General features: G+C 68.2%; 16 protein-coding genes. 10 read left to right on the plus strand and 6 right to left on the minus strand.

The annotated features are described in order from the left end of the window. Nucleotides 1–25: 25 nt before the first annotated feature. The 3 genes from ACZ5BU_RS34175 to miaA are packed head-to-tail and all read right to left on the minus strand — an operon-like array spanning nucleotide 26 to nucleotide 2,194. Entirely contained in the window at nucleotides 26–718 is a 693-nt protein-coding gene (locus ACZ5BU_RS34175) for a hypothetical protein (RefSeq protein ID WP_465704729.1), read from the minus strand. 8 nt (nucleotides 719–726) lie between these two features. Beyond that, nucleotides 727–1,230, minus strand: a complete 504-nt coding sequence (locus tag ACZ5BU_RS34180; protein ID WP_465704731.1) for a SigE family RNA polymerase sigma factor — start codon at nucleotides 1,228–1,230, stop codon at nucleotides 727–729. Continuing rightward, nucleotides 1,217–2,194 carry a tRNA (adenosine(37)-N6)-dimethylallyltransferase MiaA gene (gene miaA / locus ACZ5BU_RS34185; RefSeq protein WP_465704733.1) on the minus strand — a complete coding sequence of 326 codons (978 nt, stop codon included), beginning with the start codon at nucleotides 2,192–2,194 and terminating at the stop codon, nucleotides 1,217–1,219. The genes ACZ5BU_RS34180 and miaA overlap by 14 nt, the downstream gene beginning before the upstream one ends. A 122-nt stretch (nucleotides 2,195–2,316) precedes the next feature. Here miaA and ACZ5BU_RS34190 point away from each other — a divergent pair, with 122 nt between their 5' ends. The 5 genes from ACZ5BU_RS34190 (at nucleotide 2,317) to ACZ5BU_RS34210 (ending at nucleotide 6,107) form a co-directional block, all read left to right on the plus strand. After that, on the plus strand, nucleotides 2,317–2,553 hold the full coding sequence (locus tag ACZ5BU_RS34190; protein ID WP_465704734.1) for a hypothetical protein: 237 nt from the start codon (nucleotides 2,317–2,319) through the stop codon (nucleotides 2,551–2,553). A 121-nt stretch (nucleotides 2,554–2,674) separates the two neighbouring features. Then, nucleotides 2,675–2,914: an antitoxin gene (locus ACZ5BU_RS34195; protein WP_465704736.1), complete on the plus strand. Its 240-nt coding sequence runs from the start codon at nucleotides 2,675–2,677 to the stop codon at nucleotides 2,912–2,914. 63 nt (nucleotides 2,915–2,977) lie between these two features. Continuing rightward, nucleotides 2,978–3,715 carry an MBL fold metallo-hydrolase gene (locus ACZ5BU_RS34200; RefSeq protein ID WP_465704738.1) on the plus strand — a complete coding sequence of 246 codons (738 nt, stop codon included), beginning with the start codon at nucleotides 2,978–2,980 and terminating at the stop codon, nucleotides 3,713–3,715. Nucleotides 3,716–3,776: 61 nt separating this feature from the next. Next, nucleotides 3,777–4,229, plus strand: coding sequence for an NUDIX hydrolase (locus ACZ5BU_RS34205; RefSeq protein ID WP_465704740.1), 453 nt, complete (start codon nucleotides 3,777–3,779; stop codon nucleotides 4,227–4,229). A 69-nt stretch (nucleotides 4,230–4,298) separates the two neighbouring features. Further along, nucleotides 4,299–6,107 carry a LamG-like jellyroll fold domain-containing protein gene (locus tag ACZ5BU_RS34210; RefSeq protein WP_465704742.1) on the plus strand — a complete coding sequence of 603 codons (1,809 nt, stop codon included), beginning with the start codon at nucleotides 4,299–4,301 and terminating at the stop codon, nucleotides 6,105–6,107. A gap of 7 nt (nucleotides 6,108–6,114) precedes the next feature. Here the strand turns inward: ACZ5BU_RS34210 and ACZ5BU_RS34215 are convergent, their stop codons facing one another. Together ACZ5BU_RS34215 and miaB are read right to left on the minus strand one after the other, a co-directional pair. Then, a complete protein-coding gene (locus tag ACZ5BU_RS34215; RefSeq protein ID WP_465704744.1) occupies nucleotides 6,115–6,801 on the minus strand; it encodes a phosphotransferase in 687 nt (228 codons plus the stop codon). Next, complete coding sequence (gene miaB / locus ACZ5BU_RS34220; RefSeq protein ID WP_465704746.1) at nucleotides 6,798–8,270, minus strand: tRNA (N6-isopentenyl adenosine(37)-C2)-methylthiotransferase MiaB; 1,473 nt, start codon at nucleotides 8,268–8,270, stop codon at nucleotides 6,798–6,800. The genes ACZ5BU_RS34215 and miaB overlap by 4 nt, the downstream gene beginning before the upstream one ends. A 101-nt stretch (nucleotides 8,271–8,371) precedes the next feature. On the opposite strand from miaB, the gene ACZ5BU_RS34225 reads away from it, so the two are divergent. Further along, nucleotides 8,372–9,898 (plus strand): amidohydrolase family protein, encoded by a 1,527-nt coding sequence (locus tag ACZ5BU_RS34225; protein ID WP_465704748.1) that lies wholly within the window; start codon nucleotides 8,372–8,374, stop codon nucleotides 9,896–9,898. A gap of 55 nt (nucleotides 9,899–9,953) precedes the next feature. On the opposite strand, the gene ACZ5BU_RS34230 is transcribed toward ACZ5BU_RS34225, so the two are convergent. After that, on the minus strand, nucleotides 9,954–12,629 hold the full coding sequence (locus tag ACZ5BU_RS34230; protein ID WP_465704750.1) for a WD40/YVTN/BNR-like repeat-containing protein: 2,676 nt from the start codon (nucleotides 12,627–12,629) through the stop codon (nucleotides 9,954–9,956). Nucleotides 12,630–12,890: 261 nt separating this feature from the next. Here ACZ5BU_RS34230 and ACZ5BU_RS34235 point away from each other — a divergent pair, with 261 nt between their 5' ends. The 4 genes from ACZ5BU_RS34235 to ACZ5BU_RS34250 all read left to right on the plus strand — a co-directional run bounded on the left by ACZ5BU_RS34235 (nucleotide 12,891) and on the right by ACZ5BU_RS34250 (nucleotide 16,200). Further along, nucleotides 12,891–13,652 (plus strand): amino acid ABC transporter ATP-binding protein, encoded by a 762-nt coding sequence (locus tag ACZ5BU_RS34235; RefSeq protein ID WP_465704751.1) that lies wholly within the window; start codon nucleotides 12,891–12,893, stop codon nucleotides 13,650–13,652. A 47-nt stretch (nucleotides 13,653–13,699) separates the two neighbouring features. Next, nucleotides 13,700–14,533, plus strand: coding sequence for a glutamate ABC transporter substrate-binding protein (locus tag ACZ5BU_RS34240; protein ID WP_465704753.1), 834 nt, complete (start codon nucleotides 13,700–13,702; stop codon nucleotides 14,531–14,533). A gap of 78 nt (nucleotides 14,534–14,611) precedes the next feature. Next, entirely contained in the window at nucleotides 14,612–15,301 is a 690-nt protein-coding gene (locus ACZ5BU_RS34245; protein ID WP_465704755.1) for an amino acid ABC transporter permease, read from the plus strand. Further along, on the plus strand, nucleotides 15,298–16,200 hold the full coding sequence (locus ACZ5BU_RS34250) for an amino acid ABC transporter permease (RefSeq protein ID WP_465704757.1): 903 nt from the start codon (nucleotides 15,298–15,300) through the stop codon (nucleotides 16,198–16,200). Before ACZ5BU_RS34245 ends, ACZ5BU_RS34250 begins: the two co-directional genes overlap by 4 nt. Nucleotides 16,201–16,222: the final 22 nt, after the last annotated feature.

Genomic DNA, 16,222 nt, shown 5'->3' on the forward strand with positions numbered 1-16,222 from the left:
CGGGGCGCGACGCCAGTTGTCGGCCTCAGTTCACCGCGCAGGAGTCGAGGAAGCGGCGTACTTCGTCGTCCGGCCATTCGACTGTGCCGGTGGGTAGCTCCAGCAGGAGCCAGTGGTTCGGGAGTTTCACCTGGCCGGTCAGGCGGCCGTTGACGGTGCCGATGTGGAACGTCTTGCCGCCTGTGGCGGTCACGCGGGGGTGCGACAGGGTGGGTGGCTGCGTTGCCGCTTGGAGCACTACCTTCGCGGCGGTGTCGGCCGTCCGCATCTTCGGCTGGGACAGTACGACGTGGTTCGCCGCGATCGGGGTCTCCGGCGACCAGCCCTTCGGGGCGAGGGTGCACGCGATCGTGCTCCAGGCCTGCCGGTTCGCGACCAGTTCGACGACCGGCGCGCCGAACGCCGTGATCGTCTGGTTGGACTTCGGAGTCCAAGGCCGGAGCGTCGAAGGAGCGGCCGCGGAGGCGGCGGCCGTCCCCTGCGGGACCGGGCTGTCCGCGACCTCGTTGCCGTTCCCCCACCACTTCACCTGGTTGCCGATCGCGAGCACGAGAGCGGACGCGGCGGCGACACACAGCACGCCGGTGACCCGGCGCCGGCGCTTGATCCGGCGCAGCGCGAGCCGCCCGCGGCTGACGTCCGCGTCGATGTCCGCGTCCGGCAGCCCGGCGGCGGCCCGGTCCGCGAACCCCTCCAGCAGTTTCTTGACCTCGTCCATCGGCGGTCTCAGCTACTCCCCGTCTCTTCCGTCATCAGTTCCTTGAGGCGCCTGAGCGCCTTCGCCGTCTGGCTCTTCACCGTTCCCTCGGTGCACTCCAGGATCCGTGCGCAGGTGGCGACATCGAGATCCTGGAAGTACCGCAGGACCAGGACCGCTCGCTGCCGGGGCGCGAGATCCAGCAAGGCGTCCCGGACCGCCAGTGTGTCCGCCTGGTCCGGTACGTCGGACAGCCGTGGTTCGAGCGTGTCGGCGGTCACCACCTCGGGGTGGCGGCCGGCCCGGCGACGCTCGTCGAGGAAGGCGTTGACCAGGATGCGGTGCGCATACGGACCGGCGCCTTCGTGCTTGATCCGGTGCCAGTGAACGTACACTCGCGTGCAGGCGGTCTGGACCAGATCCTCGGCGGTGTGCACATCCCCCGCGGTGAGCAGCAACGCCGTTCGCATGAGCCTCGTGCGGTCCGCGATCAGGTACTCGCGGAACTCGGCCTCACGGTCACCCCCTCGCATCTACAGCCCCTCGGGCTTTCTTCACCTCGACTACGCCGGACGCGGCCTCGCGGTTGCCTTCGGCTATCACTTCGAGTGCCAATTCGGGCAGGTTCGGGGCGTCGTACGGGAGCCACGTGATGCGTTGGTCCTTACGGAACCAGGAATCCTGCCGGCGCGCGAACCGCCGGGTGGCCTGGGCGGTCCGCTCCCGGGCCTGGGCTTCGTCGATCTCACCGTTCAGCAACGCGATCACCTGCGAATATCCGAGTGCGCGGTTGGCGGTCTTCCCCTCAATCAAACCCTTGTCCAGCAGTCCTCGCACCTCGGCCACGAATCCGGCGTCGAACATCCGGTCCACCCGGCGGTCGATCCGCTCGTCCAGCACCGGCCGCGGTACGTCGAGCCCGAGCTGGATCGCTCCTTCGTACACGTAGCGGTGCTCGGGCAGCGTGGCGACGTACGGGCCGCCGGTGATCTCGATGACCTCGAGCGCGCGGACGATCCGCCGGCCGTTGCTGGGCAGGATCTGTTCAGCCGCTTTCCGATCCTTGGTTGCCAGGGTTCTGTGGAGGGCTGCGGACCCGTGAGCCTCCAGTTCGGCCTCGAGCCGGGCGCGGACCACCGGGTCGGTGCCGGGGAAGACGAAGTCGTCGAGGATCGCGCGGACGTAGAGCGCCGAGCCGCCGGCGAGTACCGGTACCACCTGCCTGTCCAGGCAGTCGTCGATCGCCCCGCGGGCGAGTTCCTGGAACTCGGCGACAGTCGCCGTTTCGGTGACGTCCAGAATGTCCAGCAGATGATGCCGTACGCCACCCTGCTCGGCCGCGGTGATCTTCGCCGTACCGATGTCCATGCCGCGGTACACCTGCATGGCGTCGGCGTTCACCACCTCACCGCCGAGGCGCTGGGACAGGGCAACGGCAAGGTCGGACTTCCCGGCCGCGGTCGGACCCACGACCGCGACGACGAGTGGAGCAGGCATCGCTCCAGTCTGGCAGTACCCCCGCGAAGAGTTCGCCAAGAGGTCCCGACCGGCCTTGTGGATGACCCGGAAAGTTCGGTAGGAAGCTTGCAGTTCGTGACATTTCTACGGGAGGACACCAAGTGACGAATTCGTTCGATGAAGAGCCGGCCAAGGACGCTGCCGGGGAGGAGGCCGAGGACCTGACCGCGGCCAAGAGCAGCGGCGGCGACGTCGAGGCGAAGAGCGGCGGGGACGTCGAGTTCGCGGCCGACACCGAGCCGGGTGGTGACATCGAGTCCGGCGGCGACGTGGAATCCGGCGGTGACGTCGAATCCGGTGGCGGAGCGACCACGGACAGTGGTGGCGACGTAGAGTAGTAGCCCTCGGCATCGTTTTGGGAACGGCGCTCGCGGGATCCCACAGTTCCGGCGTTGCAGGTGCGAAGATCACCGCTAGCTGTCTGTAAGCACTCAACTACGCAGGAATGGGAGCCCCGAGATGGGCATCTTCGACAAGTTCAAGGGCAAGGCCGAGGACCTCAAGGAGAAGGCCACCGACCTGGTCGACGGTCACGGCGACAAGGTCGGCGAAGGCCTGGACAAGGCCGGCGACTTCGTCGACGAGAAGACGGGCGGCAAGTACGGCGACCAGATCGACTCCGGCGTCGACAAGGCCAAGGACGGTCTGGACAACCTGGACGGCCAGGACGACGACATCCCGAACAACCCGTCCGCCTGAACCTCTCCGGAAGGGCCGCAAGCCACGTGCTTGCGGCCCTTCTGCCTGTCTAGGATCCAGCGCATGGCCGACCTCCACCTGACCGTGCTCGGATGCGCGACGCCGTACCCGGCCGTCGACAACCCATGCTCCGGCTACCTCGTCACGGCGGGGTCGACACGGATCTGGATGGACGCGGGCGCCGGCACGCTCGGGCCGCTGCAGCAGTACACGCGGCTGGACGAGCTGGACGCGATCTGGATCTCGCATCTGCACGCGGACCACAGCGCGGACCTCCTGACGGCGTACTACGGCGCGCTGTACGCCGACATGACGCTGCGCGCGCCGATCCCGCTGTACGGTCCGCCCGGGATCGCCGATCGGCTCGCCGGGTTCCTGACGAACGGGTCCACGCGCAGCCCGATCGAGTCGGCCTTCGAGATCACGGAGTTGTCCGACGGGCATACGACCACAGTTGGCAGTCTTGCGCTGACGTCGCGTGCGGTGGAGCACGGGCTGCCGGCGTTCGGCGTACGGATGGAAGGTTCCGGGCGGTCGCTCGTGTATTCGGGTGATACGGCGCCTTGCCCGGCGTTGACCGAGCTTGCGGACGGTTGCGACGTACTGCTGTGTGAGGCCGACGGGGCGGATCCGGCGCATCACACTCCCGAGCAGGCAGGTACCAGCGCGGCGGGGGCCGGCCGGTTGATCGTTACGCATGTCGGGCGGGCTACGACACCCGCGGCGGCCGCGGCGCGGGCGGCGAGCCGGTACGACGGGCCGGTGGAGCACGCCGTGCCGGATGCGACATACCGGATTTGATGCTTTCCGGACGGGGATCCGCGTGGGGTCACGTGTCGGTGCGGGTGGTTAGGGTCTGCGTATGGATCGGTTTCGGGTGGTGCCGGCGGCTTATGTGGTGGTTCGGCGGCGGGACGAGGTGTTGTTGTTGCTGCGGGCCAACACCGGCTACATGGACGGGTACTGGGCGGTGCCGGCGGGGCATGTGGAGCGGGGGGAGTCGGCGGTCGCGGCGGCGGTGCGGGAGTTGAAGGAGGAGGTGGGGATCGACGTGGACCCGGTGGATCTGGTGCCGGTGACGGCGATGCACCGGACCGGCGGGAACGGGGATCCGATCGACGAGCGGGTCGACTTCTTCTTCATGACGTCCAAGTGGTCGGGTGAGCCGAGCCTCATGGAACCGGACAAGGCAGCCGCGCTCGGGTGGTACTCGCTGGACGACCTGCCGGAGCCGCTGGTGCCGCACGAGGCGCGCGTGCTCGGGTCGCTGCGAGCCGAAGCGCTTCCCGCGGTGATCGTCCAGGGTTTCGCTTGAGTTCACCGTCGGGCCGGTCACCACGCTCTACTGTGCCAACGTTGTCAATGACCTTGGGAGCGTGGGGCGATGGACGAGCAGTACAGCGGGACGAGCCGGCGTGGGTTGCTGGGCGCGATCGGGGCGGGCGCGGTGCTCGCATCGACGACCTTCAGCACCCAGGACGCCGGGGCGACCACGCAAGGGCAGACAGGCAGGATCGACACCGAGCATCCGCAGTTCACGCTCGCGGTGGTCCCGGACACGCAGTACCAGTTCGACGAGGACCGCGGTGACGCGGCGCCGCTGACCGCGACGTTCAAGTATCTGGTCGAGCAGCGCGCCGAGCAGAACATCGTGTTCATCGCGCATCTCGGGGACGTGGTGCAGAACGCGCTGGCGAGCGAGTTCGCACAGGCCGGCCCGGTGTTCAAGATCCTCGACCGCGCCCGCTTCCCGTACTCGGTGCTGGCCGGCAACCACGACATCGACGGGTCGAAGGACGACACCCGCGGCCCCTCGCCGTACCTGGACACGTTCAACCCGCAGCGGTTCCGCTGGATGCCGACGTACGGCGGATCGACGGCGAACGGGTACAACTCGTACCACGTGTTCCGCGCCGCCGGCCGTCAGTGGTTGCTGCTGGCAATGGACTGGCGGCCGTCGGACGCGAGCTTCGCGTGGGCCCGCGCGGTGCTCGAGGCACACCCGAAACTGCCGGTGATCCTGACGATTCACGAGCTCGTGTACGCCGACGCCGGCGACCCGACGGCGTACTTCAGCGACTTCGGCAACCGCGTCTGGGACCAGCTCGTCGACGACAGCGACCAGATCTTCCTGACCCTGAACGGGCACTACTGGCCGCCCGGCCGGGTCACCCGGAAGAATGCCGCGGGCAACGATGTGCACCTGCACATCACCAACTACCAGGACCGGTACTACGGCGGCGCCGGCATGGTCCGGCTGTACCACTTCGACCTGGCCCGGAACACCATCGACGTCGAGACCATCTCGCCGTGGATCATGGCGCAGGACCCGGCCCGCCGGAACGAGCTCGCCGAGGCCGAGATCGAGCTCAGCGACGAAACCAACCGGTTCGGCATCCCGACCGACTTCACCGAGCGGTTCGCCAAGTTCGCCCCGGAGCCGGTACGCCCGGCGCGTCCCGCGAAGCAGCTCGTCATCCCCGGTACGGCGGCTTACTGGCGCTTCGACGGACCGGTCGCGGACAAGGTCGTCGACCAGTCCGGCCAGGGCAACGACCTGACCCGCGTCCAGCTCAGCAACGACCTGCCGACCGCGTCGGCGGAGTACCACCCGGACCAGCCGGGACACGCGAGCTGGCAGTTCCCCGGCGGCAAGAACCCGGCCCGCGGCGGGTACCTGAAGACTGTGGACGGCGCCCCGCTGAACGCGATGACGTTCTCGAAGGGGTACACGATCGAGGCCTTCGTGAAGCTGGCCGACGACGGTCAGGACCACTCGTGGGAGGGTCTGTTCACACGGCTCGGCACCGGGCGCGACGCGGGCAAGACCGGCAGCGACCCGGACGAGCCGGCGGCCAAGCTCGGGTTCTCCGGCGGGCTGGAGATGCAGTGGGCGGTCTACCCGGCGGACAAGAACGACACGTTCACCAACTGGGGTCACGAAATGCGGGCCGGTGAGTGGTTCCACCTCGCGATCGTGAACGACGGCCGGCACAGCATCCTGTACGTCGACTCGTCGCAGCTGCTGCGCAACCCGGCGACCCCGTCGAACGGCCTCGCGACCGCCGGCAAGCCGTGGCTGGTTGCCGCCGGCCACTACGCGAACAACATCGACCAGGGCTTCGCCGGCCACCTCGGCGAACTCCGCGTGGTCACCCGGCCGGTGAAGCCGTCCCAGTTCCTCAACGCCTAGAGACAGCCTAGAGATACGAGCGGATGAGGTCCTCCTGCGCGGGCAGGAGGGCCAACTCCTCAGGGGTCAGAGTGATGTTGCGGCCCCGTACGGCGAGGGCGTCGTCCAGACCCGGGGTCGGGTCGATGGAGTTGGCCAGGTAAGCGCCGAGCGTCTCACGCAGCAGCGGGGTCAGCGCATCGAACGACGGATCGAGGGCGACCTGCGCGCAGATGATCGCGGTCATCGCGACATCGAACGCCGGCGTGCCTTCGTGCGCGTTGCACCAGTCGATGACGACCGGACCGTCGTCGGTGGCGATCACGTTGAGCGGGTGCAGGTCGCCGTGCACGACGACCCGGCCGGGAGTGCCACTGGGTGCGGGGATCGCATGCAGGCGACGGTGCAGCTCGGCGTGGATCTCGCCGAGCTCGGTCCCGGTGAGGTTGCCTGCGATCGCCGACTCGGCGAGGGTCGGGCCGGTCAGCCGCTCCAGCACCATGTCCGGCCCGTCGATCTCGCGCACAGTCGGCACCGGATAGCCGTACTTCGCGACGTGGCGCATGTAGTCGGCCTCGTCCCGCACCGGATGGCCGTTGCGGTACCGCCGCAGTACCCACTGGTCGTCGATCGCGTAGATGTCCGCGTCCCGCCCGAACGCGAACGGCTCGGCGCCGGGCGGAAGCAGGGCGGACGGCGGCTCTCCCGAAGTCATCCGATCTGGCAGCCGCCGACTGCCGGCTCGAAGGGCTTGGCGCCGACGGTCGGCATACCGAGCATCACGCCGGGGGCCTCGGCGGGCGCGTCCTGGGTCCGCTGCCACGCGTCGCCGGCGCGAGTACGGCGTACCGCACCGAACACGTCGGCGACCAGGTGATGCGGGGCGGCGTACGTGATCTCGACCGTCGCCATATCGCCCGGCCGCGGCGCCTCGACGCCTTCCGGTACGGCGAAGTGGACGAGCCGGTTGTCCGCACCACGACCGCTGAGCCGGTGGGTGCTGGCGTCCTTGCGCCCCTCCCCCTCGGCGACGAGCACCTCGACCGAACGCCCGACGAGCAGCTTGTTCTCCGCCCAGGCCAGGTCGTCCTGCAGCGCGACGAGTCGCTCGTACCGCTCCTGGACGACCTCGCGCGGGACCTGGTTCTCCATCGACTCGGCCGGCGTCCCGGGACGCTTCGAGTACTGGAAGGTGAACGCGCCCGCGAACCGCGCCTGCCGGACCACGTCGAGGGTCCCCTGGAAGTCCTCCTCGGTCTCCCCCGGGAACCCGACGATGATGTCGGTCGTGATCGCCGCGTCCGGCATCGCCGCCCGTACGTCCTCGATGATCTTCAGGTACCGGTCGCGACGGTACGAGCGCCGCATCGCCTTCAGCACGGCGTCCGACCCGGACTGCAGCGGCATGTGCAGCGAGTGCATCACGTTCGGCGTCTCGGCCATCGCCTCGATCACGTCCGCGGTGAAGTCCCGCGGGTGCGGCGAGGTGAAGCGGACCCGCTCCAGGCCGTCGATCGTTCCGCACGCGCGGAGCAGCTTCGAGAACGCGTACCGGTCGCCGAACTCCACGCCGTACGAGTTCACGTTCTGCCCGAGCAGGGTCACCTCGAGCACGCCCTCGGCGACCAGCGCCTCGACCTCGGCGAGGATCTCGCCCGGCCGGCGGTCCTTCTCGCGGCCGCGCAGCGCCGGCACGATGCAGAACGTGCAGGTGTTGTTGCAGCCGACGCTCACCGAGACCCAGGCGCTGTACGGCGACTCGCGCCGGGTCGGCAGCGTCGACGGGAACACCTCGAGCGCCTCGAGGATCTCGACCTGCGACTCCTGCCCGACCCGGGACCGCTCCAGCAGCGCCGGCAGCGAGCCGATGTTGTGCGTCCCGAACACCACGTCGACCCACGGGGCCTTGCGCGTGATCGTGGCCTTGTCCTTCTGCGCCAGGCATCCGCCGACGGCGATCTGCATACCGGGCTTGCGCGCCTTCACCGGCGCCAGGTGCCCGAGGTTGCCGTACAGCTTGTTGTCGGCGTTCTCGCGGACCGCGCAGGTGTTGAAGACGACGACATCGGCCTCGTCCCCCTCGGGCGCGCGGACATAGCCCGCGTCCTCCAGCAGCCCGCGCAGGCGCTCGGAGTCGTGGACGTTCATCTGGCACCCGTAGGTGCGGACCTCATAAGTACGCATGACAGCCACCAAGAGTACGTGCCGGGGTAGACAAAAACCTACCTGGGACCGGCTGCCTGCAACCCCTGACCGGCGGGCGGGCGGCGACAACAGTGAGGGGTATGAACAGTTCTCGCCGTCAGTTCCTCGCCCGTACCGCCGCCGGGGCCGCGATCCTCGCCGGCGGCACCTTCACGAGCACGACCACGACCGCGTCCGCCGTCCGCACACCGGCGACGCGGCTCACCGCACTCACCGATGTCACCGTCATCGACGTCGTCTCCGGCCGCAGGCACCCACACCAGACCGTGCTGCTCAGCGGCGACCGGATCATCGGGGTCGGCCGCATCCCGGTCCCCCACGGCGCCGTCGAGGTCGACCTGAGTGGGAAGTACGTCATCCCCGGTCTCGCCGACATGCACGTCCACAGCCTCGGCGACGAGCGCGTGTCGCCACCGCTCTACCTCGCGAACGGCCTGACCACGGTCCGCGAGATGGCCGGCACCAACCCGATGCTGTACGACTGGCGGGACCGGATCGCGGCGGGATCGCTGCTCGGCCCGCGGATGGTCGTCGCCAGCCAGATCATCGACGGGGACCCGACGTTGTGGGACCCGAACCTGATGAAGGTCGTCGTGGTGGACGGTACCGACGACGCACGGGCCGCCGTACGCCAGGCCAAGTCGGCGGGTGCCGACTTCATCAAGGTGTACTCACGCCTCAGCCGGGAGTCCTGGCTCGCAATCCTGGACGAGGCCCGCAAGCTCGGACTGACCGTCCATGGTCACGGCCCCGACCAGGTGACGTCCAAGGAGGTCAGCGACCGCGGGCAGCGCAGTATCGAGCACCTCCACTCGGTGAGCCTCGCGGTGTCCACCCGGGAGGCCGAAGTCCGGCAGCTGGTGCTCGCGGTCAAGGTCGCGACCGGCGACTACAACTCGTGGTTCCGGCAGCTGCATCCGATCGAGTGGATCGCCGCGAACACGTACAGCCCGTCCCGCGCCGCCGAAGTCTTCGGCACGCTCCGCCGCAACAACACGCGGGTGACACCGACGCTGACCATGCACAACGTCCTCGACCAGGTCGACTACACGAGCATGGACCCGAGCCTCACCAAGTACATGAGCGCCGACGAGCTCGACGTCTACGACTACGCCGTCCAGACCTTGTACGCCGCCAACCGCACCGCGGAGGAGATCTCCCACCAGCACGAGATGTGGGCGTGGCGGCAGCGGTTCGTCCGCGAACTGTTCGCGCACGACGTACCGGTCATGGCCGGCACCGACACGGGTACGCCGTACTCCGTACCCGGATTCGCGCTCCACGACGAACTGGAGCACCTCGTCGCCGCCGGCGCCACGCCGCGGCAGGCGCTGTACGCCGCCACGGTCGAACCGGCCAAGTTCCTCGGGTCGAACACCGGTTCCGTGGAGCCCGGGAAGATCGCCGACCTCGTCGTACTCGACGCGGACCCGCTCACCGACATCCGCAACTCCCGCCGCATCCACACTGTGGTCACCCGCGGCCGAGTCATCTCCCCCGCCCAGCGCCAACGGATGCTCGCCGATGTAGAGGCCGCCGTCAAGGAACCGCCCACCGCCGCCACCCTGAGCGCCGGCGGCTGCTGCGGCGGCCACCGCCCAGCCTGACCAATGTGAACGGCCCACCCTGGAAACTCCGGGGTGGGCCGTCTACCGCCTCAGGTCAGGCAGGCGGAGTGATGCTCCAGATGCCGCGGCCGTGCGTCGCGGCGTAGATGTTGCCGTCGGGGCCGGACTCGATGTCCATCACCGTCGTCGTCGGCAGGCCGGTGCCGAGCACCTGCCAGTTCGTCGCGCCCGGAGCCCGGTAGAACGTTGCCAGGTCGGACCCGACCACGAGCGCACCGTTCGCCAGCTGCTTGATCGAACTCGTCGGAATGTCCGGCAGGTTCGCGGAGATGTCCGACCAGGTCGTACCGCCGTCCTTGGTCTCGTAGACGTGTCCGACGCCTGCCCCGGGTCCTTCGGTGAACCGCCGCGAGAAGCCGTTGACGGCGACGTACGCGTGCTGACCGTTCGCCGGATCGATGCCGACGCCGGCCAGGAACCGGTTCGGGAAGTCCGACGGCAGGGTCACCTGGTGCCAGCTGCCGCCGGCGTTGGTGGCCAGGCCGCGGGTGAAGCCGGCGTTGTTGCACGGTCCGCACCAGCTCACCCAGCCGACGCCGCCGCGCATCGCGACCGCTGTGGCCGAGTGCCCGGCACCGAGGTCGAACGCCTTCGTCCACTCGGAGGCGCTGCGCATCCCCCAGCCCTTGGTGGAGGTGTAGACGAACTCACCTCCGGCGATGAAGCCGTTCGGGTTCGTGGAGTCGATCGAGATCGGTGCGATGAACCGCGGCGCGGGGTCGCCCGAGTCGAGGCTCCAGGAGCTGGCGTCGGCCTCGCTCAGCGCGCCCTTGTTCAGCGCACAGTTGTTGGTGATCTTGACCGCGAGGGAGACGTACTCCTGCAGCTGGTTGCACCCGTTCTGCGGGTCCGCGGCGCCGTCGCCGCCGTCACCACCGAAGTTCGATCCCATCTCGGTGTCGCTGTTGGTGCCGTCCGGCTTGACGCCGAACAGGTTGGAGACGCCGTTGTCCTGCAGACCGCCGGACACCACGACGCCACCGTTCTTGGTGTCCTTGCCGACCGACACCGAGTAGTACTGCAGGGCGTCCATCGTCCCGTCGGTGGTCAGCGACTTCCAGTCCGTGCCGTTGTTGTTCGCGTTGACCTGGCCGTTGACCGGGCGGGTGTAGATGCCGCCGTCGTTGCCGATGAACACCATCGGCTTACCGCCCGACGTTCCGACGGCGACCGAGTGCTGGTCGGAGTGCGGCGCCATCGGACACGTGTTCTTGGCGCTGTCGATGTTCCAGCAGGAGAAGCCGAAGTTCCAGTACGGCGCCACGGCCGCCCAGTGCGAGCCCGCGTCGGAGGTCTCGAACACCTCTTCCAGCCCCGCCCAGACATGGTCGGCGTTCGCCGGGTCGACGGTCAGGAACTGGTTGTACCAGGCCTGGACGCCGACGGCGTACCCCTTCCGGTCGAGCGCGGATCCGCTGTTGTGCAGGATCTGCGGATCGGCGATCTTGTTCCACGGCCCGGACGGGCTGCCGGTCTTGGACACGAAGATGCCGGCCAGGCTCGTGCTGCCGTTGATCTTGCTCGGCTGCTGCACCAGCGCGTACAGCCGGTCGCCGGTCTTGCTGAAGGCGAACGTCGTGTAGCCGACGTCGGTGCTGTTCTTGATACCGCCGAGGACCACGTCGAGCCGCTTCCAGCTGGACGGCCCGGCCGTGTAGTCGTTGGTCTCGTAGAACCCGTTGTAGGTGTCGCCCGACCGCCAGCCGATCGCCGCGATCACGTGCTTGGGGTTCTTCGGGTCGATCGCGACATCGTTGACGATGTTCTTGTACGCCGCGTTCGTCGCGCCACCGGTCTGGCTGCCGGCCGGGACCAGCACGTTGCCGGCGTCGTCCTTGATCTGCGGCATGTAGTCCGGGTTCGGGTAGAACGCGACCTTCCACGCGCCCGCGTTCGTCGACGCGTCGTGGTACCAGACGCCGCGGTTCGTCGCGGCGAAGACCTGACCGCCGCCCCAGCGCAGCCGGCCGATCGTGGTCGATTCCAGTTCCTTGCCGCCGACCCGGTCACCCGGGGTGTACGTGCCGCTCGCCGGGTTCGCGAGCCGGTAGACACCCGATCCGACGTACGACGTACCGCCGGTGTTCGCCTCCCCGGTCGCGTACCAGAGCGAGCCGTCGCCCGCGAGCTGGAGGTCGCCGCCGCTCAGCGACGGCAGCGAGTCGCTCAGCGGGGTCCAGTTGCCGCCGCCGGTGCTGGAGCGCCACACGCCGCCGTTCGCGCCGGCCGCGTACACGTGGCCGGCGTTGTCGGCCGCCAGGCCGGTGATCCGGCCGGTGACGTGACCGGCGCCGCCGCTGGAATTGGAGTACCAGTCCCGGTACCGGGTGTCGTCGGCGTTGTACGGCACCTTCGTGACCTCGTGCCAGGCCCCGGCGGTGTGCGGCAGCGCGGTGAGCTGGGAGAAGGCGGCCGAGTAGGCGCCCGGGGCGACGATGCCGCCCGGCGCCGTGCGGGCCTGCTCGAACTCGTCGGCGATCGTGAAGGCTTCCTTGGACTCGCTCTGCATCTCGGCCGGATTACCACCGGCGATCATCAGCGCTTTCTCCATCACGGCCGCGTTGTAGTGCCGGCCGGCCCACTGATGTTTGAGCCACTGCTCCTTCAGCTCGTAGCGGCCGGCGTAGGCGCCGACGCCGGCGGCGACAAGGGCGATCCCCAGACCGCCGGCGATGACTTGACGACTGCGTTTTGCCAGCGAGATCCGCATGACGTACTCCGGGTGGTTCGGCGGGTCGCCGTCGCGTGGCGGCGCTCCCGTAGCCCTGTCGAGGCAAGGGCCGGAGTGAACATACGGCCGCGCTCGGCGAGGCGGAAGCGATTGGATCCCTACTGTGAGTAGCAAGGGAAAACCCGCATGTTCGCCGATCTGTGACGGGCCCGGTACGGAGTGTCGCTTTATTGCAGATCGTTACCAGCGTGGAACCACCCGGGCCTGCGTCCGCACCCCCGGCTCCAGTAGGTTCTGGCCATGAGCGATTCGGGCACAGTCACAAAAACAGGCCTGGTTGCGCTGACCGGCGTCAACAAGCATTTCGGCGATCTGCATGTCCTGAAGGACATCGACCTGTCCATCGACGAGGGCGAGGTCGTGGTCGTGATCGGCCCGTCCGGGTCCGGCAAGTCGACGCTGTGCCGCGCGATCAACCGGCTGGAGCCGATCGATTCCGGCAGCATCACGCTGGACGGTCAACCGCTCCCCAGCGAGGGCAGGGCGCTGGCCAAGCTGCGCGCCGACGTCGGCATGGTGTTCCAGTCGTTCAACCTGTTCGCCCACAAGACGATCCTGCAGAACGTCACCCTGGGCCCGACCAAGGTCCGCGGCAAGTCCAAGGCCGAGGCCGAGGAGCGGGCCAAGGCACTGCTGGACCGCGTCGGCGTCGGCGCTCAGGCGGCGAAGTACCCGGCCCAACTGTCCGGCGGTCAGCAGCAGCGGGTGGCGATCGCCCGGGCGCTGGCCATGGACCCCAAGGTGATGCTGTTCGACGAGCCCACGTCGGCCCTGGACCCGGAGATGATCAAGGAGGTCCTGGACGTCATGGTCGACCTGGCCGGTCAGAGCATGACGATGGTCGTGGTCACCCACGAGATGGGTTTCGCCCGCCGGGCCGCGAACCGAGTCGTCTTCATGGCCGACGGGCAGATCGTCGAGCAGGCGGAGCCGGAGAAGTTCTTCACCGATCCGCAGAGCAAGCGCGCCCAGGACTTCCTGTCCAAGATCCTGACGCACTGACCCGGACCAGTCCCCAGCGCAGTACCGAAACACAACGGAGGAAACAAATGCGACAGCGGATCATCGCTGCCCTCGGCATCGCGGCGCTCGCCACGGCCGGACTCGCCGCCTGCGGCAACGGCTCGGGATCGGGTTCCGGCGGCAACAAGATCACCATCGGCATCAAGTACGACCAGCCTGGTCTCGGCCTGAAGGAAGGCTCGAACTACACCGGCATGGACGTCGACGTGGCAAAGTACGTCGCCAAGGAGCTCGGCTACGACGAGAAGAACATCACCTTCAAGGAGTCGCCGTCGGCGCAGCGCGAGACGCTGCTGGAAAACGGGCAGGTCAAGATGATCTTCGCGACCTACTCGATCACCGACAAGCGCAAGGAGAAGGTGTCCTTCGCCGGTCCGTACCTGACGGCCGGCCAGGACCTGCTGGTCAAGGCCGACAACACCGACATCACCGGGCCGGAGTCGCTGAACGGCAAGAAGCTGTGCTCGGTGACCGGTTCGACCTCGGCGCAGAAGGTCAAGGACAAGTTCGCCAAGTCCGTGCAACTGCAGGAGTACGACACGTACTCCAAGTGCGTCGAGGCGCTCGGCGCCGGCGCGATCGACGCGGTGACGACCGACAACACCATCCTGGCCGGTTTCGCCTCGCAGGAGGCCAACAAGGGCAAGTTCAAGGTGGTCGGCAAGACCTTCTCGACCGAGAAGTACGGCGTCGGCCTCAAGAAGGGCGACACCGACACCTGCAAGAAGGTCAACGACGCGCTGAAGAAGATGGTCGACTCCGGCGAGTGGCAGAAGGCCTTCGACAAGAATCTCGGGGCCTCCGGGGTGAAGCTCGACCCGGCGACGAACCCGCCGAAGACCTTCGACGCCTGCGCCTGACCTGATGCCGCCGGGGAGGAACCGTTCGCGGTTCCTCCCCGGCGCGCTGGTCTCCACCTCGTTCCCAGCTGGAGAAACATGGACGTGATTTCGGAGTTCTTCTCCCAGTACGACGGCCTGCAGGCCTTCCGGACGACGGTCTACCTGACGTTGCTGTCGGCGTTGTTCGCGCTGATCATCGGCACTGCCGTGGCTGTGATGCGGGTGTCGCCGATCCGGGTGCTGCAGATCATCGGTGCCGGCTACGTGAACATCGTCCGGAACACGCCGCTGACGCTGGTGATCGTGTTCTGCAACCTCGGGCTGTTCCTGCAGCTCGGCCTCGCGCTGGCGAACAAGAACTCGGGCACCTTCATCAACGACAACAACTTCCGGCTCGCCGTCCTCGGCCTGTCGGTGTACCACGCGTCGTTCGTGGCCGAGGCGATCCGCAGCGGCGTGAACACGGTGCCGCTCGGCCAGGCCGAGGCGGCCCGCGCGATCGGCCTGCCGTTCCTGAAGACCCTCCGGTACGTCGTCCTGCCGCAGGCGTTCCGCGGCGCGATCGCACCGCTGGGCAACGTGCTGATCGCCCTGACCAAGAACTCCACGGTCGCGTCCGTGATCGGTGTCACCGAGGCGTCCGCGGTGATGAAGGTGATGATGGAGAACCGGCCGGACGTGATCTTCGTGGTGTTCGGCATCTTCGCGGTCGGGTTCGTGATCCTCACCCTGCCGGTCGGTGTGCTGTTCACGTCGATGTCGAAGCGACTGGCGGTGAAGCGATGAGCGGCAGCGTTCTGTTCGACGCACCGGGGCCGCGGTCGAAGCGGATCTATCTCGGCGTCAGCGTCGCCTCGATCCTCGCCATGCTGCTCGCGCTGTGGTTCGTGCTGGCCAAGTTCCAGGCCAAGGGACAGCTGACCGCGGACAAGTGGAAGCCGTTCCTGACCGGTGAGATCTGGACCCAGTACATCCTGCCCGGGCTCGGCGGGACGCTGCTGGCGGCGGCGATCTCGGTCGTGTTCGCGATGGTCGTCGGCGTGCTGCTCGGTGTCGGCCGGCTGTCCCACCAGGCCTGGGTGCGCTGGCCGTGCGGCGTGATCGTCGAGTTCTTCCGCGCCGTACCGGTGCTGCTGATGATGCTGTTCATGTTCGCGCTGTACGCGAAGTACGAGGTTTTCCCACCGGAGCAGTACGCGCTGGCGGCCGTCATCACCGGGCTCACGCTGTACAACGGCTCGGTCGTCGCGGAGCTGGTCCGGTCCGGCGTCCACGCGCTGCCGAAGGGCCAGAACGAGGCCGCGATGGCGATCGGTCTGACCACCGGCCAGTCGATGCGGCTCGTCCTGTTGCCGCAGGCAATCACCGCGATGCTGCCCGCGATCGTCGGCCAGCTGGTCGTGATCCTGAAGGACACCGCGCTCGGCTACATCATCACGTACGAGGAACTGCTCCGGAAAGCCGAGCAGATCGGCAACTACAAGTCGAACCTGCTCGCGGCTTTCATCGTCATCGCGGCGATCTTCATCCTGATCAACTACCTGCTGACCGTCGCAGCCGGTCGCGTCGAGGCGCTGATGCGCCGCCGCGGCCGCTCCGCCGGCGGGCCCCTGACGGCCGATCCGATCGACCAGGCCGGCGCTGTGGCCGTGGCAGATGCCTCCACATCGGACCCCAGCCGCTGAACGGAACTCACGAATGGCCCGG

It is taken from the genome of Kribbella sp. NPDC031520 (assembly GCF_055580825.1).